Annotated in this window: 21 protein-coding genes, 1 tRNA gene and 1 pseudogene; 9 read left to right on the forward strand and 14 right to left on the reverse strand. The window is 62.8% G+C overall.

Going from position 1 to position 20,570, the window contains the following annotated elements:
• Positions 1-23: 23 nt before the first annotated feature.
• Positions 24-281 (forward strand): annotated as a pseudogene (locus EJ074_RS07905) (GNAT family N-acetyltransferase); the annotation flags it as partial.
• A 30-nt stretch (positions 282-311) separates the two neighbouring features.
• Here EJ074_RS07905 and era read toward each other — a convergent pair.
• From era to rpoZ, 8 genes are all read right to left on the reverse strand, one after another.
• On the reverse strand, positions 312-1,244 hold the full coding sequence (era, locus tag EJ074_RS07910) for a GTPase Era (RefSeq protein ID WP_165349883.1): 933 nt from the start codon (positions 1,242-1,244) through the stop codon (positions 312-314).
• Positions 1,229-1,942: a ribonuclease III gene (gene rnc / locus EJ074_RS07915; RefSeq protein WP_207210060.1), complete on the reverse strand. Its 714-nt coding sequence runs from the start codon at positions 1,940-1,942 to the stop codon at positions 1,229-1,231. The genes era and rnc overlap by 16 nt, the downstream gene beginning before the upstream one ends.
• Positions 1,943-1,946: 4 nt before the next feature.
• The gene (lepB, locus tag EJ074_RS07920) at positions 1,947-2,696 is read right to left on the reverse strand and encodes a signal peptidase I (RefSeq protein WP_095805727.1); all 750 of its coding nucleotides are present in this window, start codon (positions 2,694-2,696) and stop codon (positions 1,947-1,949) included.
• Between the two features lie 79 nt (positions 2,697-2,775).
• Positions 2,776-3,189 carry a holo-ACP synthase gene (acpS, locus tag EJ074_RS07925; protein WP_129552920.1) on the reverse strand — a complete coding sequence of 138 codons (414 nt, stop codon included), beginning with the start codon at positions 3,187-3,189 and terminating at the stop codon, positions 2,776-2,778.
• Positions 3,186-3,770, reverse strand: a complete 585-nt coding sequence (locus EJ074_RS07930; RefSeq protein ID WP_095805725.1) for a DUF2062 domain-containing protein — start codon at positions 3,768-3,770, stop codon at positions 3,186-3,188. The genes acpS and EJ074_RS07930 overlap by 4 nt, the downstream gene beginning before the upstream one ends.
• A 347-nt stretch (positions 3,771-4,117) precedes the next feature.
• Positions 4,118-4,696: an orotate phosphoribosyltransferase gene (gene pyrE / locus EJ074_RS07935; RefSeq protein WP_129552921.1), complete on the reverse strand. Its 579-nt coding sequence runs from the start codon at positions 4,694-4,696 to the stop codon at positions 4,118-4,120.
• A gap of 165 nt (positions 4,697-4,861) precedes the next feature.
• Positions 4,862-7,090: a bifunctional (p)ppGpp synthetase/guanosine-3',5'-bis(diphosphate) 3'-pyrophosphohydrolase gene (locus EJ074_RS07940; RefSeq protein WP_095805723.1), complete on the reverse strand. Its 2,229-nt coding sequence runs from the start codon at positions 7,088-7,090 to the stop codon at positions 4,862-4,864.
• A 125-nt stretch (positions 7,091-7,215) separates the two neighbouring features.
• Entirely contained in the window at positions 7,216-7,617 is a 402-nt protein-coding gene (gene rpoZ / locus EJ074_RS07945) for a DNA-directed RNA polymerase subunit omega (protein WP_095805722.1), read from the reverse strand.
• Positions 7,618-7,925: 308 nt separating this feature from the next.
• Between rpoZ and EJ074_RS07950 the strand changes: the two genes are divergently transcribed.
• Together EJ074_RS07950 and EJ074_RS07955 are read left to right on the forward strand one after the other, a co-directional pair.
• Positions 7,926-8,507, forward strand: coding sequence for an NYN domain-containing protein (locus EJ074_RS07950; RefSeq protein WP_095805721.1), 582 nt, complete (start codon positions 7,926-7,928; stop codon positions 8,505-8,507).
• 8 nt (positions 8,508-8,515) lie between these two features.
• The gene (locus EJ074_RS07955; RefSeq protein WP_129552922.1) at positions 8,516-9,187 is read left to right on the forward strand and encodes a uracil-DNA glycosylase; all 672 of its coding nucleotides are present in this window, start codon (positions 8,516-8,518) and stop codon (positions 9,185-9,187) included.
• Between the two features lie 170 nt (positions 9,188-9,357).
• Here EJ074_RS07955 and EJ074_RS30145 read toward each other — a convergent pair whose 3' ends face one another.
• From EJ074_RS30145 to dapA, 4 genes are all read right to left on the reverse strand, one after another.
• Positions 9,358-9,843, reverse strand: coding sequence for an N-acetyltransferase (locus EJ074_RS30145; protein ID WP_245454805.1), 486 nt, complete (start codon positions 9,841-9,843; stop codon positions 9,358-9,360).
• Between the two features lie 217 nt (positions 9,844-10,060).
• On the reverse strand, positions 10,061-10,777 hold the full coding sequence (locus tag EJ074_RS07965; protein ID WP_129552923.1) for a GH25 family lysozyme: 717 nt from the start codon (positions 10,775-10,777) through the stop codon (positions 10,061-10,063).
• A gap of 78 nt (positions 10,778-10,855) precedes the next feature.
• A complete protein-coding gene (gene smpB / locus EJ074_RS07970) occupies positions 10,856-11,335 on the reverse strand; it encodes an SsrA-binding protein SmpB (RefSeq protein ID WP_095805718.1) in 480 nt (159 codons plus the stop codon).
• A 25-nt stretch (positions 11,336-11,360) separates the two neighbouring features.
• Positions 11,361-12,242 carry a 4-hydroxy-tetrahydrodipicolinate synthase gene (dapA, locus tag EJ074_RS07975; RefSeq protein ID WP_129552924.1) on the reverse strand — a complete coding sequence of 294 codons (882 nt, stop codon included), beginning with the start codon at positions 12,240-12,242 and terminating at the stop codon, positions 11,361-11,363.
• A gap of 289 nt (positions 12,243-12,531) precedes the next feature.
• On the opposite strand from dapA, the gene EJ074_RS07980 reads away from it, so the two are divergent.
• Entirely contained in the window at positions 12,532-14,574 is a 2,043-nt protein-coding gene (locus EJ074_RS07980; protein WP_129552925.1) for a lytic transglycosylase domain-containing protein, read from the forward strand.
• 278 nt (positions 14,575-14,852) lie between these two features.
• Positions 14,853-15,755, forward strand: a complete 903-nt coding sequence (locus tag EJ074_RS07990; RefSeq protein WP_129552926.1) for an alpha/beta hydrolase — start codon at positions 14,853-14,855, stop codon at positions 15,753-15,755.
• Between the two features lie 77 nt (positions 15,756-15,832).
• On the opposite strand, the gene EJ074_RS07995 is transcribed toward EJ074_RS07990, so the two are convergent.
• Complete coding sequence (locus EJ074_RS07995) at positions 15,833-16,906, reverse strand: site-specific integrase (RefSeq protein WP_129552927.1); 1,074 nt, start codon at positions 16,904-16,906, stop codon at positions 15,833-15,835.
• 243 nt (positions 16,907-17,149) lie between these two features.
• Complete coding sequence (locus tag EJ074_RS08000; RefSeq protein WP_129552928.1) at positions 17,150-18,331, reverse strand: porin; 1,182 nt, start codon at positions 18,329-18,331, stop codon at positions 17,150-17,152.
• 45 nt (positions 18,332-18,376) lie between these two features.
• Between EJ074_RS08000 and EJ074_RS08005 the strand changes: the two genes are divergently transcribed.
• The 4 genes from EJ074_RS08005 to EJ074_RS08020 all read left to right on the forward strand — a co-directional run bounded on the left by EJ074_RS08005 (position 18,377) and on the right by EJ074_RS08020 (position 20,430).
• The gene (locus tag EJ074_RS08005) at positions 18,377-18,820 is read left to right on the forward strand and encodes a hypothetical protein (protein WP_129552929.1); all 444 of its coding nucleotides are present in this window, start codon (positions 18,377-18,379) and stop codon (positions 18,818-18,820) included.
• A tRNA-Ser gene (locus tag EJ074_RS08010) sits at positions 18,782-18,872 on the forward strand. The genes EJ074_RS08005 and EJ074_RS08010 overlap by 39 nt, the downstream gene beginning before the upstream one ends.
• A 9-nt stretch (positions 18,873-18,881) precedes the next feature.
• Positions 18,882-19,169 carry a GIY-YIG nuclease family protein gene (locus EJ074_RS08015; RefSeq protein WP_129554003.1) on the forward strand — a complete coding sequence of 96 codons (288 nt, stop codon included), beginning with the start codon at positions 18,882-18,884 and terminating at the stop codon, positions 19,167-19,169.
• Between the two features lie 94 nt (positions 19,170-19,263).
• A complete protein-coding gene (locus EJ074_RS08020) occupies positions 19,264-20,430 on the forward strand; it encodes a porin (RefSeq protein WP_129552930.1) in 1,167 nt (388 codons plus the stop codon).
• Positions 20,431-20,570: the final 140 nt, after the last annotated feature.

Consider the following 20,570-nt stretch of genomic DNA (forward strand, 5'->3'; position numbering starts at 1 on the left):
GTACGTGTATGTACGTTATGTCTAGACCGTCCCGCCTGGTGACTGATTTGACGGTGGCAGGTCAAGGCCTCGGCGGCCAGCTCCTGGTGGCCGCAGCCTTGCGATGCCTGCATGTCGCAGCCGAAGGAGGCGGTCTGCTGCTGATCATCGACGCCAAGAGCGAGCGCGCCCCGAACTGGTATCGCAGCTATGGCGCCGAGCCGCTTTCGGGAGCGCCTCTGACCCTCGTCATGCCACTGGCAACCTTCGCCGCCGATCTCAGGGCAAGAGGCTTGCTGTAGACCATGCCCATTGCCGGTGGGCGACATGGCTCAATGTGGAAACTCCAGTCCCATCTCGCGGTAGCGCTCGGGATCGTCACCCCAGTTCTCGCGCACCTTGACGAACAGGAAGAGGTGCACCTTCTGCTCGAGGATATCGGCGATCTCGGCGCGAGCGGCCTGGCCGATGGCGCGGATCGTCTCGCCCTTGTGGCCGAGCACGATCTTCTTCTGGCTGTCGCGCTCGACATAGATGACCTGCTCGATGCGCACCGAGCCGTCCTTCTTCTCTTCCCATTTCTCGGTCTCGATATGCGAGGAATAGGGAAGCTCCTGATGCAGCCTCAGATACAGCTTCTCACGCGTGATCTCGGCCGCCAGCTGGCGCATCGGCAAATCGGAGATCTGGTCCTCCGGATAGTACCATGGTCCCAGGGGCAGCGACTCGGCGAGATAGTCGAGCAAATCCTTGCAGCCGGAGCCGGTAAGCGCCGAGACCATGAAGGTGCGCTTGAACGGCACTCTTTCGTTCGCTGCCACGGTCAGGGCCAGAAGCGTCTCCGGCTTGACGCGGTCGACCTTGTTGAGGACGAGCAGCATTGGCTGCCGGACGTCCTTCAGGCGGTCGAGGATGGCGTCGGCATCGCCCCTGATGCCGCGCTCGGCATCGATCAGCAGCACCACGACATCGGCGTCCTTGGCGCCTCCCCATGCGGTGGTGACCATTGCCGTGTCCAGCCGGCGCTTCGGCTTGAAGATGCCGGGCGTGTCGACAAAGACGATCTGCGCGTTCTCATGCGTGGCGATGCCGCGCACGATCGCGCGCGTCGTCTGGACCTTGTGGGTGACGATCGACACCTTGGCGCCGACCAACTGGTTGACCAGCGTCGACTTGCCGGCATTGGGTGCGCCGATCAGCGCGACGAAGCCGGAGCGCGTGGCGGGTGTCTCGGGAGCTTCGGTGCCGGTCATGCCACGCTCCATACGCCTTCGCGCAGCAGAAGGGCAGCCGCCGCTGCCTGTTCCGCCTCGCGCTTGGAACGGCCGGTGCCGATCGCCGGCGCAAAGGAGCCGACCTTGACGCTGACGGTGAACAGCGGGTCGTGGTCCGGCCCCTCGCGGCCGTCGATACGATAGACCGGCACGGCGCCCGCCGCCGCCTGGTGCGCCCATTCCTGCAATTCGGTCTTGGCATCGCGGCGGGCCGCGCCGATCGCCTGCGAGCGCGGCTGCCAGTAACGGTGGATGAACGCGCGGGCGGCTTCAAGGCCGCCATCCAGATAGAGCACGGCAATCAGCGATTCCAGCGCGTCGGCGCGCAGATTGGTGCGCTTGCGGCCGTCGAGATTGCGCACGTCCGAGCCGGCGCGGACCAGCTCAGGCAGGCCGATTTCCTCGGCGATCTCGGACAGCGCCTCGGCATTGACCAGCGCATTGAGGCGAAGCGACAGTTCCCCCTCGGCGGCATCCGGAAAGGCGGCGAGCAGCATGTCGGCGACGACAAGCCCCAGCACGCGATCGCCCAGGAATTCGAAGCGCTCATAGTCGACGCCGGCATGGGTCGAGCGCGCGCTGGCGTGGGTCAGCGCACGCTGCAGCCGCTGGCGATCGGCGAAGGCGTGGCCGGTGCGCTCCGCGAGTGCTGCGGCGAGATCATCGGCGGTCGGCCGCTTGTTGCCCATCACCCTAGTGGACGAAATGGAACAGGCGCCCGGCGCGGATCAGCGACGGCCACTTCCAGACTTCGAGCGGGCTCGCGCCGCCGGCGATCGAGAAGAAGATGACGTTGGCGCGGCCGACGAGGTTCTCGGCCGGCACGAAGCCGACGGTGAAACGGCTGTCGGAGGAATTGTCGCGGTTGTCGCCCATCATGAAATAGTGGCCGGCGGGCACGTCGAACTCGCGGGTGTTGTCGCCGATCGAGTTCTGGGTCAGGTCGAGCGTGTCATAGCTGACGCCGTTGGGCAGCGTCTCGCGATAGACATCGACCGGTCCCTGCGCCTCGGTGATATCGGGATTGTCGATCTGGCCGACCTTTTCGCGCGGGACGGCGGCGCCGTTGATGAAGAGCTGGCCGTCCTTGACCTGTATCTTGTCGCCCGGCAGGCCGACCACGCGCTTGATGTAGTCGACGGACGGATCCGGAGGGAACTTGAACACCACGACGTCGCCGCGCTTCGGTTCCGAGCCCCAGATGCGGCCGGAAAACAGGTCCGGACCGAAAGGCAGCGAATAGCGCGAATAGCCATAGGCCCATTTGGTGACGAAGAGATAGTCACCTTCGAGCAAGGTCGGCCGCATCGAGCCGGAGGGAATGGAGAAGGGCTGGAACAGCAGCGTGCGGATCACGAGCGCGAGCAGCAAAGCCTGGATGATGACGGAGAAGGTTTCACCTAGTCCGCCGGATTTCTTCTCGCGTTTTTCAGCCACGCTCATGTCGTCCTCGATTATGCGTTGGTTGGTATAGAGTCTCGGCGCGCGCTGGGCAACGTCATGCCGCCGTGGTCAGATGGAATCAATGTGGCGCTTGTTCGGCGGGCACTGCTTCGATGATCACAAAGGCTTGAGCAAGCGGGAAATCATCGGTGATGGTGAGATGGATGACCGCGTTGTGGCCCTTGGGCACGATCGCGGCCAGCCTGGCCGCCGCGCCGCCGGTCAGCGCCATCGTCGGCTTGCCGCCGGGCAGATTGACGACGCCCATGTCGCGCCAGAACACGCCCTCGGCCATGCCGGTGCCCAGCGCCTTGGCGCAGGCTTCCTTGGCAGCGAAGCGTTTGGCGTAGGAAGCGGCGCGCGCCGCCCGGTTTTCCGATTTGGCCTGCTCGACCTCGGTGTAGATGCGCTGGATGAAGCGCTGGCCGTGCCGTTCCAGCGATTTGTCTATGCGTCTGATGTCGATGAGGTCACTGCCGATGCCGATGATCATTCCGCGGGCACTTCCCGCCCGCCATGCCTGGCCTTGGCCGCCCTTTCGGCCATGCGCCGCTTGCGCTGTTCACGAAACACCGTCATGCCCCAGCGCGTGATACCGTAGAACAGCAAGCCGAAGACCAGCCCCAGCGGCACCGCGCCGATCAGCATCGGCTCCAGGATCGGGTGCCACAGTTTCGCGAACGAAAGCTTGTGCATCATCTCGCCAAGATGCGCGGGAGGCCCGTGCACGGGCAGGCGCTCGTGCAGGATGAGCTTGCCAGTCTCCCAGGACGCGCCCCAGAGCAGCGGAAAGGTCAGCGGATTGCCGAAGAATACCGCCCCCAGGGCTGCGGCCACCAGGTTGCCGGCGATCACCCAGCAGAGCACGGCGGCGATGACAAAATGAAAGCCAAGCGGGAAGAAGGAGGCAAAGACCCCGGCCGCGACCCCGGCCGCCACGGAATGGGGCGTGGCCTTCAATCTCAGGATACGCTTGGAGAAATATTGCACCGAACGCCAGAAAGAGCGGCGCGGCCACAGGTAAGTACGCACCCGCTCCAGGAGGCCATCAGGCTCTCGGCGTCGAAAAAGCACTCTCTTCCAGTTCCCGGTCCAACACACGCTGCCCCCAGTTGCGGGGCGCACCGACATATATTGCGCTTCGAGGGCGCAGAATGGCAATAACGTCTGATATAGGGACAGCGCCGCCACGCGACAACGAAACGGTGCCGCGATGGTCTGCCGCAGCGGTAACAATATCGGCATTCTGGCAAAACTGAGGAAAAGGTCCGGGAGGATTGCCAATGATCGCCATTGGACCGGCGTGGAAGTCTCCCCAGATCCTGGGGGCTGCGCGCGCCGCTTCGCTCCTTGCTCCGTCGCAGGATGACGAAGACGCGCAGGCTTCGGCAGTCTTCCTGACAGGCTTTAGTCTAGCGGCCTCAGATGTTGCGGCTGCCGGGCTTGACGGCCGGGAGGGCCGCTAGCTCCGGCGGCAGGCGGTCCGGCGGATAGGCCGGCACCTCATATTCGGCGAGCGCGACCAATGGCACGCCGACATCGGTCTTGCCGGCGGAGCGGTCGATGATGCAGGCAGCCGCCGCCACCTCGGCGCCGAGCTCGCGCAGGCAGTCTATAGTCTCGCGGATCGAGAGGCCCGTTGTGACAATGTCCTCGACGATGACGACGCGCGACCCCTTGTCGATCTCGAAGCGGCGCAGCCTGAACTCGCCCCCTTCCCGCTCGACCCAGATCGCCGGCGCACCGAGATGGCGCGAGGTCTCGTAGGCCGGGATCAGGCCGCCGATCGCCGGGCCGACGACGTAGTCGATCCTGCCCGGCACCGCCTTGCGGATTTTCTCGGCCAGCGCCTTGCACAGACGCTCGGTCTTGTCGGCATGCATGAAAACGCGCGCCTTCTGCAGGAAGATCGGACTGCGCAATCCCGAGGTCAGGATGAAGTGCCCTTCCAGCACGGCGCCGGCTTCGCGGAAGATGCCCAGCACTTCGTCGGTGTTCATTGTTCGCTCCATGCCCTTGGCGAGTGGTGAATGGTGAATGGTGAATGGTAATGAGAACACCTTCTATTCACTATTCACTATTCACTATTCACTATTCACTATTCACTATTCACTATTCACTATTCACTATTCACTATTCACTATTCACTATTCACTATTCACTATTCATCCATTGACGCGCCTCGCGTCGCTGACGCTCGAATTGTCCTTCAGCTGCGACAGCAGCCGGTTGAGATGCTTCAGATCCCAGACCTCGAGGTCGATCAGCATCTCGGTGAAATCCGGCGCGGTGCGGACCATCGACAGCGTATGGATGTTGGCGTCGTTCGCCGCGACAACCTGGGCGATGTCGGCCAGAGAGCCCGGCGCGTTGATGGCGGTGACCGAGACGCGCGCCGGAAAGCGCTCCTTGGTGCGCTCGTCGATGTCCCAGCGCACGTCGATCCAGCGCTCGGGCTGGTCGTCGAAGGCCTGCAGCGCCGGCGACTGGATCGGATAGATGGTGATGCCCGTCCCCGGCTGGATGATGCCGACGATGCGGTCGCCGGGCACTGCGCCTTCCGGCGCGAAGCGCACCGGCAGGTCGCCGCGCACGCCGCGGATCGGCACGGCGTCGTCGCGCGGCTGGTTCTTGTCCTTGCGGGACGCGCGGCCCGGCATCTGGAACAGCATGCCGGCGGCGTTGCGGATCTTGGACCAGCCCTCTTCGCGCTGCTTGGGCGCCGCGACGGTGACGCGCTCGTCCTTGTAGTCCGGGAACACCGCCTTCATGACGTCGGTCGAGCCGAGCTCGCCGCGACCGACGGAGGCCAGCACGTCCTCGATGTCCTTGCGCGCCAGCCGGTGCAGCACCGGCTTCAGGCTTTCCTTGGTGAAGGTCTTGCCGGCACGCTCGAAGGCGCGCTCGAGGATGCGGGCACCGAGCCCGGAATATTGCTTGCGGATGGCATTCTTGGTGGCGCGGCGGATAGCCGAGCGCGCCTTGCCGGTGACGACGACCGATTCCCAGGCGGCCGGCGGCACCTGCGCCTTGGAGCGGATGATCTCGACCTCGTCGCCGTTCTTCAACTCCGTCATCAAAGGCATGATGCGGCCATTGACCTTGGCGCCGACGCAGGTGTCGCCGACATCGGTGTGGACGGCATAGGCGAAGTCGATCGGGGTGGCGCCGCGCGGCAGCGCGATCAGCATGCCCTTGGGGGTGAAGCAGAACACCTGGTCCTGGAACAGTTCCAACTTGGTGTTCTCGAGGAAATCCTCCGGATTGTCGCCTTCGGCCAGTTGCTCGATGGTGCGCCGCAGCCAGGCGTAGGCGTTGGTCTCCTTGGAGATCGAGTGCATGGCGCCGTTCACCTTGCCGCCGCTGTCCTTATAGATCGAATGCGCGGCAACGCCGTATTCGGCGATCTTGTTCATCTCGCGGGTACGGATCTGCAGCTCGACGCGCTGCCGCGACGGGCCGACGATGGTGGTGTGGATCGAACGGTAATCGTTCTGCTTCGGCGTCGAGATATAGTCCTTGAAGCGGCCGGGCACCATCGACCAGGTGGTGTGGATGGCGCCGAGCGCGCGATAGCAATCCTCGAGTTCGTCGACGACGACGCGGAAGCCGAAAATGTCGGAGAGCTGTTCGAAGGAGAGCGCCTTGGCCTCCATCTTGCGGAACACCGACCATGGCTTCTTCTGTCGGCTTTTGACGCTGGCCTTGATCGCGTGTTTCTCGAAAAGCGCCGACAGCGCCTTCTCGATCTCCTCCAGCACGCCCTTGTTGCGCTCGAAGATCTCGGCGAGCCGCGCGGTGACGGCGCGATAGGCCTCCGGATTGATATAGCGGAAGGCGATCTCCTCCAGTTCCTCGCGCATGCCCTGCATGCCCATGCGCCCGGCGAGCGGCGCATAGATGTCCATCGTCTCCTCGGCAATGCGCAGGCGTTTGGACTCGGGCATATGGTCGAGCGTGCGCATGTTGTGCAGACGGTCGGCGAGCTTGACCAGGAGAACGCGAATGTCCTCGGAGATCGCCAGCAGCAGCTTGCGCAGGTTCTCCGCCTGCTCGGCCTTCTTGGAGACGAGGTCGAGCTTCTTCAGCTTGGTCAGGCCCTCGACCAGCTTGCCCATTTCCGGACCGAACAGCTCGTCGATCTCGGCCCGCGTCGCGGTGGTGTCCTCGATGGTGTCGTGCAGCAGGGCGACGGCGATGGTCGCCTCGTCCATGTGCATCTCGGTGAGAATGGCCGCGACTTCCAGCGGATGCGAGAAATAGGGGTCGCCCGAGGCGCGCTTCTGATGGCCATGCTTCTGCATGGCGTAGACATAGGCCTTGTTGAGCAGCGCCTCGTTGACGTCAGGCTTGTAGCGCTGCACGCGCTCGACAAGCTCATACTGACGCATCATGGGCGGGATCTCGCGGTGCTGAAATGAATCATGCGCCGCAGGCTATGCGGCGCATGTCATAGATAGCCACGAAACTGCCGATACGGAAGTGCCGGATTCCCGATCCGGGCGAGTTCCGAACGCGCTTAGTAGTCGTCGCTCTTTTCCGGCGGCACCAGGCCTTCGATGCCGGCGAGAAGGTCTTCCTCGCTCATGCGGTCGAAGGCGATGTTGTCTTCGGCATCGTCGGTGTCGGCGGCGGCTGCAGCAGCACCGGTCTGATCGGCGATCGCCTCGCCTTCGGCCTCCGGCTCGTCGACCTCGACATGCTTCTGCAGTGAGTGGATCAGGTCTTCCTTGAGGTCGTCGGGCGCCAGCGTCTCCTCGGCGATCTCGCGCAGCGCAATGACCGGATTCTTGTCATTGTCGCGAGGAACGGTGATCTGCGCGCCCTGGCTGATCTGGCGGGCGCGGTGGCCGGCGAGCAGCACGAGCTCGAAACGGTTGTCGACCTTGTCGATGCAATCTTCAACGGTTACGCGGGCCATGGACTGCCCCTTTCATGCGATGGATTTGGTGGAAAACAGGCGCGCTCCATAACCCGGACGCCGTCGAAATACAAGCTTTATGGCGAGGACGGCCGAGGCACGAAGCTTTGCCCGGCGCGACGTGCGGGCATCGCCCCGCCCCGGCGCTCACATAATGGCGATCACAATTGCTTGCAATCGGCACCCGCGCCCTTGGATATCCGCAAATCTGGCGCTATCTCGAATGGGACGGCAAAATGGGACCATTATCGGGCCTGCCCGTCAGGCGGATTTCGACGACAAATATTTTTGAAAAGGGATATTTTTCAATGTTCGACCCCCGTGAAAAGATCGCTCTTTTCATCGACGGCGCCAATCTTTACGCCACCTCTCGGGCACTCGGCTTCGACATCGACTACCGCAAGCTGCTGGCGAGCTTCCAGAAGCGCGGCTATCTGCTCAGGGCCTACTATTACACCGCGCTTGTCGAGGACCAGGAATATTCCTCGATCCGCCCGCTGATCGACTGGCTCGACTATAACGGCTTCAAAGTGGTGACCAAGCCCGCCAAGGAGTTCACCGACTCCACAGGCCGTCGCAAGATCAAGGGCAACATGGACATCGAGCTCACCGTCGATGCGCTCGAGCTCGCCGACGTCGTCGACCACTATGTCATCTTCTCCGGCGACGGCGACTTCCGCACGCTGGTCGAGGCGCTGCAGCGGCGCGGCCGCAAGGTGTCGATCATCTCGACGATGGCCTCGCAGCCGCCGATGATCTCGGACGATCTGCGCCGCCAGGCCGACCATTTCATCGACCTGATGACGCTGAAGAGCGAGGTCGGCCGCGACCCGTCGGAGCGGCCGGTACGCCGGCCCGAGCCGGCCGAAGTCGACGAGGACGATTATTGAGAGCGGCCTTGAGCGCCGCGCCCTCGCCCGAACCCAGTCGCGACTGCCCGCTTTGTCCGCGGCTGCATGATTTCATCGCCGCGTGGCGCCAGCGCGAGCCCGGTTGGTTCAATGCGCCGGTGCCGACCTTCCTGCCGCCGCAGGGTGAGGCCTCGGTGCGGCTTTTGATCGTCGGGCTGGCGCCCGGCCTGCGCGGCGCCAATCGGACGGGGCGGCCTTTCACCGGCGACTATGCCGGCGATCTGCTCTACGGCACGCTGATCGCGCAAGGCTTCGCGCGCGGCGAATTCAAGGCGAGACCCGATGACGGGCTGGAGTTGGTCGGCACGGCGATCACCAATGCCGTTCGCTGCGTGCCGCCGGAGAACAAGCCGGTCGGCGCCGAGATCGCCACCTGTCGCACATTCCTCCAGCCGACCATCACGCGTTTCCCCAACCTGCGCGCCATCCTGACCTTGGGTTCGATCGCGCATCAGTCGACGGTGCGGGCACTGGGTGAAAGGGTGGCGGCCTATCCGTTCCGGCATGCCGGGAGACAGGAGGTCGGTGGGATGGCGCTGTTTTCCAGCTATCACTGCTCGCGCTACAACACCAATACGGGCGTGCTGACGGAAGCCATGTTCGTCAATGTCTTCCAGGAGATTGCGGCGTTCTTGGAAAACCAAGGCGATGGCCTCTAATGCATGTCGCTCAGAAGTGTGCGCGGTTCTGAGACAACGACATGCATAAAAACAAAACCCTAAGGCGCGTCGCCTGAACTCGTTTCAGCGCGACCCGCTTTAGTCCGCGTCGTGTGTCATGGCAGGAACGGCTGGCATTCCCTTCCGACCAGCCTGAATCCTGCCGGCTCTCAGAGCATCCGGTGCATCACATAGGCGTCGACGAAGCCTAGCCGGGGATGCTGAAACGCCTCTGGAATGGTCCCGACAATGGCAAAGCCAAGCCGCTGCCAAAGTTTCACCGCGCGTTCGTTGCTGCTGACGACGAAGTTGAACTGCATGGCTCGAAAGCCAAGTTCGGCGGCCCGTCGCAAGGAATCCTCACACATGGCCGTGGCAATGCCGCGTCCCGTGAAGGCAGCCGATGTGACATAACCGCAATTGGCGACATGCGCGCCGCCGCCGCGCTGATTGGCATGGAGGTAGTAGCATCCAGCCACGTCGCCGGCGTCGTCGGACACGAACACCTCGTTGCCGTCGGCAAACCAGTAGGCGATCGCTTGGTCGCGGCTCCAGTCGCGAGGCAGCGCGTAGGTTTCCCCGGCCCGCAAGACGGGCTCGAGAATGGACCAGATCGAATCTAAGTCGGCCTGCGTGGCGGGACGAATGGTCGGCACGGTCGGGCTCTCGCGCGAGATGGAAACAATTAGAACCGGATGGCGGCAAGGATACTGCCAAGAAAGACCAGAACCACAAAGGCAATTGCAAGTCCCGGGCCCACGGAGGCTTTCTGCCGAGCGGGAATATCCCCTGGCAATGGCTGCATGAACCCCTCGAATATGCCTTACTTTAGCATATGCTTCAGGGACATACGCGAAGAGTACATTCGGCTTCCTAGGAGGCGGGTGCCGAGGCAAACAGCTCAGCCAATGTCTCGCGCCCGCCCTGCAGGACATTGAGATCGACATCGCCGCTGATTCCGTCGATCCGGCCCCGGTTGTGATACTGCCAGTAGATCCAGTCATCGCAGCCTGGCTGCAGAAGCAATGAGCGCAGCCACAGCGGCCGCTTGGCGATGTGGCTGGCATAGGCAACCGCGGCATCATCGGTCAGATAGACGATTGCCGGCTTGCCGAAGGCCGCCTCGACCGGAGCGAGGAACGCCTGGAGTTCGACATTGAGCTGTTCCGGCGACGGACGTTGCAGGCAGTTGCCGCCGAACTCGATGTCGACCACTGGCGGCAGCAGCGGCTCGCCGCGCGGCACCGCCGAGATGAAATTCTTCGCCTGGTCGGCGCCCGGCCGGCAGAAGGTGAAGAAATGATAGGCGCCGACCGCCAGCCCGGCGGCGCGCGCCTCGCGCAGGTTGGTCGCAAAGGCATCGTCGACCTGGTCGCCGCCTTCGGTGGCCTTGATGACGGCGAAAGCGACATCGTCGGCGGCGACACGCCGCCAGTCGATCCGGCCCTGGTGGTGGGAGATGTCGATGCCCCTGACTGGGAACCGGTCGCGATCAGGAGAGAAGGTGTGAAAATAGATGAGGCCGCCTGCCCCAACGAGGGCGGCCAAAACCAGGCTGGCCAGGGTCCAGAGAACAATCCGTTTCTTCAAGACCATCCCCTTGCCGCTCATCGATGGCGAAATGGAATCCAGACTGTTGGCTTTTTTCAGGCTGCCGGCCGAGATTCCTCACCCGCGCTGTTTGAGCAGCCGGCCCTTCTCGCGCGACCAGTCGCGCTGCTTTTCAGTCTCACGTTTGTCGTGCAGCTTCTTGCCGCGCGCGATCGCAAGCAGCAGCTTGGCGCGGCCGCGATCGTTGAAATAGATCTTCAGCGGCACCAGCGTCATGCCTTCGCGCTCGACGCTTTGCGAGAGCTTTGCCATCTCGCGCTTGCTGACCAGCAGCTTGCGGCGCCGACGCGGTTCGTGGTTGAAACGGTTGGCCTGGAGATATTCCGGCAGATAGGAATTGATCAGCCAGATCTCGCCGCCTTCGGCCGAGGCGTAGGATTCCTGGATGTTGGCCTGGCCCTGGCGCAGCGACTTGACCTCGGTGCCGGTCAGCACCAGGCCGGTCTCGATCGTGTCGAGCACCTCGTAGGAAAAGCGCGCCTTGCGGTTTTCGGCGACCGTCCTGTTGTTGGGGTCGGCTTTCTTGACTTGATTCATGAGACGGAGAGGTGGCGCTTCGCCCCTAATTTATCAAGCCGGCATGCTTCATCGCCTGATCGATCTTTTCGGCCGTCGAAGCCTCGATCGTCACCAGCGGAGAGCGCACGACATTCTCGACCTTGCCCAGCTTCGACAGTGCGTATTTGGCGCCGCACAGGCCCGGTTCGACGAAGATCGCCTTGTGCAGCGGTAAGAGCCGATCCTGCAGGTCGAGCGCCTTGGCGCCGTCGCCCGAAAGCGTCGCCTCCTGGAATTCGGCGCAGAGGCGCGGTGCGACATTCGAGGTCACCGAGATGCAGCCGACGCCGCCATGCGCGTTGAAGCCGAGCGCTGAGGCATCCTCGCCGGAGAGCTGGATGAAATCCTTGCCGCAGGTGGCGCGCTGTTCTGAAACACGCTCGACCTTGCCGGTGGCATCCTTGACGCCGACGATGTTCTTGAAGTCATGCGCGAGCCTGCCCATCGTGTCGGGCATCATGTCGATCACCGAACGCGGCGGGATGTTGTAGATGATGATCGGCAGCTTGGTCGCCCGGGCGACGGCAGCGAAATGCTCGTAGAGGCCGCGCTGGGTCGGCCTGTTGTAATAGGGCGTGACGACGAGCGCGGCATCGGCGCCGGCCTCCTCGGCAAATTTCACCAGGCCAACCGCTTCCTCGGTGTTGTTGGAGCCGGCACCGGCAACGACCGGGGCACGGCCCTTGGCCACCTCGATGCAGAGCTTGATCACCTGGCGGTGCTCGTCATGCGACAGCGTCGGCGACTCACCGGTGGTGCCGACCGGGACGAGGCCCGTGGTGCCTTCGGCCAGTTGCCACTCGATGAAAGCGCGAAAGGCTTTCTCGTCGAAACGCCCGTTCTTTTCGAACGGTGTGACGAGCGCGGTCAGCGAGCCTCTCAGCATTTTGTCCAACTCCTTGGAACTTCTTCGAACTTGGCTCGAAACCGCTCTGGCGGCAGAGCGAGTTTCGAAACAGGTTCTCGGGTCTAATTGCGCGCCTTCTAACCGAAAGCGAAGCCGCGCACCATAGTCTCGACATGGTTCAGCGGCAAGCATTGCCATAAGGCCAGCGGGCGCATTTCGAACGGCCTCGATAAGCTTTTGTCTGCGAGCCTTTCACGGCTTGAGTTTAGGCTCTTGATCGGCCCATGATGGCGCCTGTGCCTGCTGGCGATGTGCTGGGGTTTGGAGAATGCCGACAGGGCGGGCTCATCTTTTCGCGCTTCTTGGTGCGGCCGCTGCGCTGATGCCGGGGATAGCGATCGGCGGCAGCGCCGAGATGCATGTGGCGGCGGCGATCCCTGCGCCCGGCGCGGGGCAAGTGCCCGACCAGGCGCAGCCCGATCACCCTTCGGCCAGCATCGCGCAACTGAAGAGCGGGCTGGACGCGCTCGCCGCCAACAACATTGCCGCCGCGCGCAACGCGCGCGACACGCTGCCCGCCGCGTCGCTCGACCGGCACATACTGGCTTGGGCGATCGCGCTCTACGGCGGCGACCAGGTGCCGAGCGGTGAGATCGCCGACGCAGCCAAGATGCTGCCTGGATGGCCGGGGACGATCGCGCTGCGCAAAAACAGCGAGCGCGCGCTCTATCGCGAAAACCCGCCGCCGCAAGTGGTGGTGCAGGCCTTCGGCCGCAGCCAGCCGCTGACTCCGGAAGGCGTGGTGATTCTGGCGCGCTCGCAGGTGGCGCTCGGCAACGCCGCGGCGGCACGGGCGGTGCTGGCGCCATTCTGGCGCACCGAAACACTGGACGCCAAGGACGAAGCCGCCATCATCAAGGAGTTCGGCGCGCTGATCCCGACAGCCGACCATCGCTATCGCATGGAGCGCATGTTCTATGCCGACCGGCCGAACTCGGCCTTGCGGATCGCCGCCCTTGCCGGAGCGCAGCAACTGGCGGACGCCTGGGCGGCGGCCGGAAGGGGCGACAAGAATGCGGCCAAGTTGCTCACGGCGGTGCCGGCGGCGCAGCGTTCCGCCGGCTATTTCTTCGCCCAGGCTCAATATCTGCGCAAGCAGCGAAAATTCGCCGATGCAGCCGCACTCGTAATGAAGGCTCCAAGCGACCGGGATGCGCTCGTCGACCCCGATGCCTGGTGGGTCGAGCGCCGCGTTCTCTCACGCGCCCTGGTCGACCAGGGCGACATCAAGACCGCCTACAAGATTGTCTCGATGCACGCAGCCGACACCCCGGCCAGCGCCGCCGAGGCCGAGTTCCATGCCGGCTGGTATGCGTTGCGCGGCCTCAACGATCCGGCTGCCGCGGCCGCGCATTTCGGGCGTATCGCAGAACTCGCCCAGGGGCCGGTGTCGCTGTCGCGCGCCTATTACTGGCTCGGTCGCGCCGCTGAGGTCGGCGGTCCGGGCAGCGCCAAGGATTATTTCATGCGGGCCGCAGCTTACGGCACGACCTTCTACGGCCAGCTCGCCGGCGAGCGCGTCGGCTTGAGAACGCTCAACATCGCCTATCCCAAGCCGAGTGACGCCGACCGCCTGAGTTTTGAAGGCCGCGAGGCGGTCAAGGCGATAAAAAGGCTGCAGGAGTCGGGTTACGACCGCTATGCCGAGACGCTCTACCGCGACCTCGCCGGGCAATTGACCAGTCCGGGCGAGCTGGCGCTGCTGGCGGTGCTGGCGGAGAAGCAGGGCAATCATTTTATCGCGCTGAAGGTCGGCAAGATCGCCGGCGCTCGCGGCATCGATGTCGGCGCGCTGTCGCATCCGCTGGGCGTCATTCCCGATTCGGCAAACATTTCCGGCTCCGGCAAGGCGCTGGCCTATGCCATTGCTCGCCAGGAGAGCGAATTCAATGTCGGCGCGATTTCCAGCGCCGGAGCGCGCGGCCTGCTGCAGCTGATGCCGGGCACCGCGAAGCAACTGGCGAAGAAGGCCGGCATGAGCTTCTCGCCGGCGCGGCTCACGACCGATGCCGGCTATAATGCGACGCTCGGCTCAGCTTTCCTGGGGGAGCAGCTCGACCGCTTCAACGGCTCCTATGTGCTGACCTTCGCCGGCTACAATGCCGGCCCCAACCGCGCGGCGCAGTGGGTGGCCAAATATGGTGATCCGCGCGGCAAGGACGTCGATGCCGTGGTCGACTGGATCGAAAGGATTCCCTACACGGAAACAAGAAGCTACGTGCAGCGCGTGATGGAGAATTACGAAGTCTACAAGATGCGTATCTCGGGGAAGTACGACATCGTCGGCGACCTCGTGAACGGACGGAGCTGAGCGGCCTGCGCGAGTCGTTTCAGGTCGAGATCCTTCGCGCCCCCCTCTGTCCTGCCGGACATCTCCCCCACAGGTGGGAAGATTGGCAGCTTCGGTCTTGCGCTCGTCCTGCAGCGTTGGAGATTGGCGAAAGGCGATACGACGGCCGATCTCCCCCTTGTGAGGGAGATGTCCGGCATGACAGAGGGGGCGCAGCCCGCCAGCGCCTGGGGCCGCTTGCCCATTCCTGCCCACATCTGTAGCTGTCGACGATAATCCGACAGTGGCGAGGAATCGAAGTGCATACGGCCAGCGACCAGGGTTTCTCCGACTTCTTCTATGCCGCGCCCGATGGGTTGAGGCTCCATGCCCGAATCTACGGCGAGGCGAATACCGATGCCTGGCCGGTGGTCTGCCTGCCTGGTCTGACCCGCAATGCCCGCGACTTTCACGAGTTGGCGCTCTTCCTGTCCCGGGAAGCTGCGAGGCCGCGCAAGGTCATTGCGTTTGACTACCGCGGACGCGGTCTGTCCGCCTATGATCCGGATATCGGCCACTACAATGTCGGCGTAGAGGCCGGCGACGTGCTGGCTGGACTTTCGGCGCTCAACATCGATGAAGCCGCCTTTGTCGGTACCTCCCGCGGCGGACTCATCATCCATGTGCTTGGCGCACTGAAGCCGGCGGTGCTGAAGGCCATCGTGATCAACGATATCGGCCCGGTGATCGAGATCGAGGGCCTCTGCCATATCCGCTCCTATCTCGACCGGACGCCGAAGCCGAAGACTTTTGCCGAAGCCGTGGACACGCAGCGGCGCGTGCACGGCGCCGGCTTTCCTGCCCTCTCCGACGCGGACTGGTCGCGTATGGTGGCCGCCATCTACCGCGATACAGAAGCCGGGCTATTGCCGGATTTCGACTCGACACTGGTCGACACGCTGGCCGGCATCGATTTCGAAAAGCCGCTGCCGGATCTGTGGGCGCAGTTCGACGCGCTCGCCGCCGTGCCGCTGCTAGCGATTCGCGGCGCCAACTCCAAGCTTCTGTCTGCCGCAACACTCAAGGAAATGCAGAGGCGCCATTCCGGCATGGAGACAATCACGGTTGAAGGCCAGGGGCATGCGCCTTTCCTGGAGACCGGCAGTCTCCCAAGCGAGATTGCCGGCTTTTTCGACCGGGCGGAAGCAAATCAAACCAAATAAAGCCCGAGACGTTATAAGTCCCGGGCTTCACATAGAAGTATAGATTATCCACCGCCGGTCAATGCCCGGCGCGCGGGCTATTTGCCCTTGGAGGTCTTGCGGTGCGCCTTCGCGGGCTCCGATCCCTTCGCCTTGCCGGTCGGCGCGGCGGGCGCGGCCGTGGTCAAGGGCGAGGCGAACACAGAGTTCTCCGCCTCGCGCTGCGAGTCCTCGCTGCGAGGCTTTTCCAGCACGACGACGCAGCCATCGAGATCGTTGGTGGCAAGATGCGCGTAGCGCATGGTCATCGACAGCGTCTGGTGGCCGAGCCACATCTGCACGCGCCGAATGTCAATGCCGCCTTGGACAAGGCGCGAAGCACAGGTGTGGCGCAGGATATGCGGCACCACCTGCTCGTCGGCGCCGAGACCGACCTCGGCCTTCGCCTCGTTCCAGATGGCGCGGTACTGCGCCTGGCTGAGTTTGGTGAACGGCCCTTTCGGCCGGCGGCCTTCGGTGGTCGGAGGCAGCTTGATGACTTCCTTGACCCGTTCGGTCATCGGAATGGTGCGGCTACGGCCGGACTTGGTAATCCAGAAGGAGACGCGGTGTTCCTGAATGTCGTTCCAGATCAGGCCGAGCGCCTCGCCGAGACGGCAGCCGGTATCGACCAGAAAGACGGAAAGCCTGTAGGCATCCTCGCTGCGGCTCCTGATGGCAGCGAACAGCCTTGCCTCTTCGTCCCGCTCGAGGAATCGAATCCGTCCCGCCCGCTCCTTCTGGCGGCGGAACTCGGGCAGGCTGTGGATATCACCCATCTTATGTGCCTTGCGCAACAGTTTGCTAAGGGCAGCCATCTTGCGATTGATGGTTGCATTGCTGTTGCCGCGCTGGCGCAAGGTACCGATAAGATTGTCCAGGGTGTTCTGGTCAAAGGTGGAGAAACGCTCCCCAAGGAGAATCTCGTCTATCTCACCGATGAAGGAACTGACATTGTATTTATGCCGACCATCATCCCAGAGTATGTCCCGGTATGCTGCGAAGAGCTCGCTGATCCTGTACGACTTTACTTCTCTGATCTTGTTGTAGGTATACCTAAACTTCGAATTTTGAGAAGAAAACACCGCAAAATGACCGGAGGGCTCAACCTCTTGGGTCGCTTCGTTTGACATTCTATGCCACACCCCCTGTGGAATAGGGACCAGCCCTAACCGCTTGGGAGCGTCCTTTCAAGAGTTTTCGAGTCTGGCGTGCGACCCCATCCGCCGGCGGCGGATCCCACAAAGTCGCTCCACAGGCCCGATCAGCTTACCGTTTCACCCCCATCCTTTCGTTTGCGTTGACCCAGTCACGAAACAAAACGGCCCGGGCATTGGAGCGCCCGGGCCGGATTTCAACTTATGTGGTTCCAGCCCTTAGAAGGAGCGCTGGAAGCGGAGGATACCGCCGATTGCATTGTCCTCATCGGCCGGGATACCGGTCCAGTTGCCGTTGACGGAGTGATCGGTGTGAGCCCAGTCGACTTCCGCCGTGATCGTGAAGCCAGGAACGACGTCATAGGCGATGTTCGCCGCGAGGCCGAAATCCTTGCTCTCGTCATACGAAGCCTGGACGTTGAACGAGGTCTTCTCGTTGAACTTGTAGGTGCCACCGCCCCACACAGCCCAGTTGCCGCCCCACAGCTTGTAGAAGCCACGGCCGTGACCCGGGATAGCCCAGGTATCATCGGTGAGGTTGTCGTCAGTGCCGTAGCCAGCCATGATGAACAGCGACAGAGCGTCGGAGGCGTTCACGTCCAAGCGAACCTTGCCGGCCACTTCTTCGTAGTTGCTGTCATAGCCGATGACGCCGGTGATGGCACCCCAACCCTGCGTCCACTTCACGCCGCCAGCGACGTGAGGAACGTAGCTGTCGATGGTGTAGGCGCCATAGCCTTCTTCGAGCGAGATCACGGCCGAGAAGCCGTTGCCGGCATCGAAGTAGTACTGGACGACGTTGGTATCGAAGCCGCCATAAGGAACCAGCGTATCCTGGATGACGTTGCCGGCATAGCCGATGAATGTATCGAACGCCGATTCGTCCTTACCGACCCGGAGGCCGCCGAGTTGGATCCAGGCGAAGTTCAGCGAGACACCCTTGTTGAAGGCGCCAGGACCCGGAACAGCCTCATCGGTGGGGGTGGTGGGGTTGTTGATGGCTGTCGCCACGCCGCTTTCGGAGACGTTGCCGAAGTTGAAGCGGGTCTCGGTGTAGGTCTTCAAGGTGCCGAGCTCGGTTTCCTGGCCGGTCCAGGTCTTCAGCGTGAAGCGGGCGTTCTTCCGCCACGTATCGTTGATGCTGCCGTCCTCGTGATCGGTTGCGCGAGCGTCGTCGAACGAGCCTTGCTGGCCGAGGCCGATGTCGTAACGGACATAGCCGCCGATGCGCAGGCAGGTCTCGGTGCCGGGGATGTAGAAGTAGCCCGAGCCGTAGACGTCGCAGATCTTGACGTATTCAGCCGGTTCCGGCTCGGCGACGACAACGGCGTCGGCGGCGCGCGCACCGGAAACTGCGATCAGGGCCGCAGCTGAGCCGAGAAGAAGGCTCTTGATGTTCATTTTCTGACCTCCAGTCAAAAGTTAAAAAACGGGTCTGGGTATTTTTTGCTGAAGGACAGCGTTCCCTGCCCCATCCCCACTAACCGAAAAAGATGCGCACCGCGCCGCTCCTTCGAACTCGACATTACCCATGAGGCGGCGCCGTTCAACCAGGATCGTATCGAGGAAAGGGCTCTGTGGACGCTATCCGGGGGCGTTGTTGCACAAATGACACGATTTGGCCTCACTGCGAAAGCTCTTGTTAACCAATCTGGCCTTGCTGGGCCGCCATCCAACCGAATTCGGCGCCAGCTGGCCGGAATTGCGGCGCGCCAGCCGAGTCGCCCGCCCGGGAATCGCCTTGGAATCGCCGCATGGCACGAGATGGTGAGCGACGAGCTCCAAATTTTCGGCGTTTATGGCGCCCGCTTGTTGATTGTGTCCGCGCTTTTCTTTATCCAGCGGCGCGACGGAGAGGTGGCCGAGTGGTCGAAGGCGCTCCCCTGCTAAGGGAGTAGAGGTCAAAAGCTTCTCGTGGGTTCGAATCCCATCCTCTCCGCCACCCTACGCCCTGCGGGCTTCGGGTGGCAGGCCACCCGGAACCGCGTGGTACGTCTATTTTCTGCAGCTGAACAGCGGCGACGTCTATGTCGGGTCGACTAATGATCTCCGACGACGTTTCGAATCGCATCGGTCGGGCTATGTGACTTCGACCAAGGCCCATTTGCCTCTAACCTTAAAGGCTTACATCGCGGTTGAGACCGAGGCCAACGCACGGCAACTCGAGCAATATTTTAAGACCGGATCAGGCAAGGCCCTAGCAAACAAGCGTTTCTGGCCGGCAAGACCCGACGAATGACGTTACGACTTAACTATTTGAAATTGAACGAAAAAAAGCGCTGCCAGCTGATTTTCCTCGACCTCCAGTGTCGATTCTGACTGGAGGTCAGAAAATGAACATCAAGAGCCTTCTTCTCGGCTCAGCTGCGGCACTGATCGCGGTTTCCGGCGCGCGCGCCGCCGACGCGGTGACCGTCGCCGAGCCGGAACCGGCCGAATACGTCAAAATCTGCGACGTCTACGGCTCGGGCTACTTCTACATCCCCGGCACCGAGACCTGCCTGCGCATCGGCGGCTATGTCCGTTACGACATCGGCGTCGGCGACGTCGGCTCGTTCGACGGCGCACGGACTTTCGATCAGCGGACCGGCGATGACCAAGCCACTTGGTTCAAAAACGCCCGCTTCACGCTGAAGACATGGACCGGACAGGAAACCGAACTCGGCACCTTGAAGACCTACACCGAGACCCGCATCAATTTCGGCAACAGCAACGGCTACGGCTTCGGCACCTACGACAACTATGCCCACAACAAGGGCATCACGTTGAATTTCGCCTGGATCCAACTCGGTGGGCTCCGAGTAGGCAAGGACGAATCGGCGTTCGATACCTTCATCGGCTATGCCGGCAACGTGATCAACGATACGATCGTTCCTTACGGCGGCTTCGACACCAACGTTGTCCAGTACTACTTCGACGGCGGCAATGGCCTCTCGGCCGTGGTCTCGCTCGAAGAAGGCTCGGGCACCGCGTTTGCCCCTGCCGGCCCTTATCAGGGCACGCCCTTTGCGACCGGCAATGACACGATCGACAGCTACGTTCCGTTCGTCGTCGCGGGTGTGAAGTACACGCAGGGTTGGGGCGCCATCACCGGCGTTGCCGCGTATGACAGCACCTGGGAAGAGTGGTCCGGCAAGGTTCGCCTGGACGTGAACGCCACGAGCGAACTGTCGCTCTTCATCATGGCCGGCTACGGCACGGACGACCATATCGACCGCAACTTCTACAAGCAGTGGGGCGGCAACTGGGCCGTATGGGGCGGCGGCACCTACAAATTCAATGAAAAGACCTCATTGAACCTTCAGGCGTCGGCGGACGACGACAAGAACGTCGGCGTTGCAGCGAACGTGGCCTACGACATCGTTCCCGGGTTCACGGTCACGGCCGAAGTCGACTGGGATCACGACGGCAAATTCGGCCAGGCCGACAATCGGAACTGGACAGATGCGAACAAGAAGAACAGCGTCGGCGGCATTCTCCGCTTCCAGCGTTCCTTCTAGTCGCCTGAAACGGCGTCAAAACAGAACCCGGCGGGCAGCCGCCGGGTTTTCTGTTAGAGAGTTGTCCGCTCGTTCCTGTTCAGGGCCCTCGGAGTGGCTCGGAATCACCCCATGATTTGTTGCGGACTGGCCTGATGTGC

It is taken from the genome of Mesorhizobium sp. M3A.F.Ca.ET.080.04.2.1, assembly GCF_003952525.1.
GTDB lineage: Bacteria > Pseudomonadota > Alphaproteobacteria > Rhizobiales > Rhizobiaceae > Mesorhizobium.

Coding starts and splice junctions, on each gene's coding strand:
- era (WP_165349883.1), bottom strand. CDS start 1,244: ATGGAGCGTGGCATGACCGGCACCGAAGCTCCCGAGACACCCGCCACG.
- rnc (WP_207210060.1), bottom strand. CDS start 1,942: ATGGGCAACAAGCGGCCGACCGCCGATGATCTCGCCGCAGCACTCGCG.
- lepB (WP_095805727.1), bottom strand. CDS start 2,696: ATGAGCGTGGCTGAAAAACGCGAGAAGAAATCCGGCGGACTAGGTGAA.
- acpS (WP_129552920.1), bottom strand. CDS start 3,189: ATGATCATCGGCATCGGCAGTGACCTCATCGACATCAGACGCATAGAC.
- pyrE (WP_129552921.1), bottom strand. CDS start 4,696: ATGAACACCGACGAAGTGCTGGGCATCTTCCGCGAAGCCGGCGCCGTG.
- EJ074_RS07940 (WP_095805723.1), bottom strand. CDS start 7,090: ATGATGCGTCAGTATGAGCTTGTCGAGCGCGTGCAGCGCTACAAGCCT.
- rpoZ (WP_095805722.1), bottom strand. CDS start 7,617: ATGGCCCGCGTAACCGTTGAAGATTGCATCGACAAGGTCGACAACCGT.
- EJ074_RS07950 (WP_095805721.1), top strand. CDS start 7,926: ATGTTCGACCCCCGTGAAAAGATCGCTCTTTTCATCGACGGCGCCAAT.
- smpB (WP_095805718.1), bottom strand. CDS start 11,335: ATGAATCAAGTCAAGAAAGCCGACCCCAACAACAGGACGGTCGCCGAA.
- dapA (WP_129552924.1), bottom strand. CDS start 12,242: ATGCTGAGAGGCTCGCTGACCGCGCTCGTCACACCGTTCGAAAAGAAC.
- EJ074_RS07980 (WP_129552925.1), top strand. CDS start 12,532: ATGCCGACAGGGCGGGCTCATCTTTTCGCGCTTCTTGGTGCGGCCGCT.
- EJ074_RS07995 (WP_129552927.1), bottom strand. CDS start 16,906: ATGTCAAACGAAGCGACCCAAGAGGTTGAGCCCTCCGGTCATTTTGCG.
- EJ074_RS08000 (WP_129552928.1), bottom strand. CDS start 18,331: ATGAACATCAAGAGCCTTCTTCTCGGCTCAGCTGCGGCCCTGATCGCA.
- EJ074_RS08020 (WP_129552930.1), top strand. CDS start 19,264: ATGAACATCAAGAGCCTTCTTCTCGGCTCAGCTGCGGCACTGATCGCG.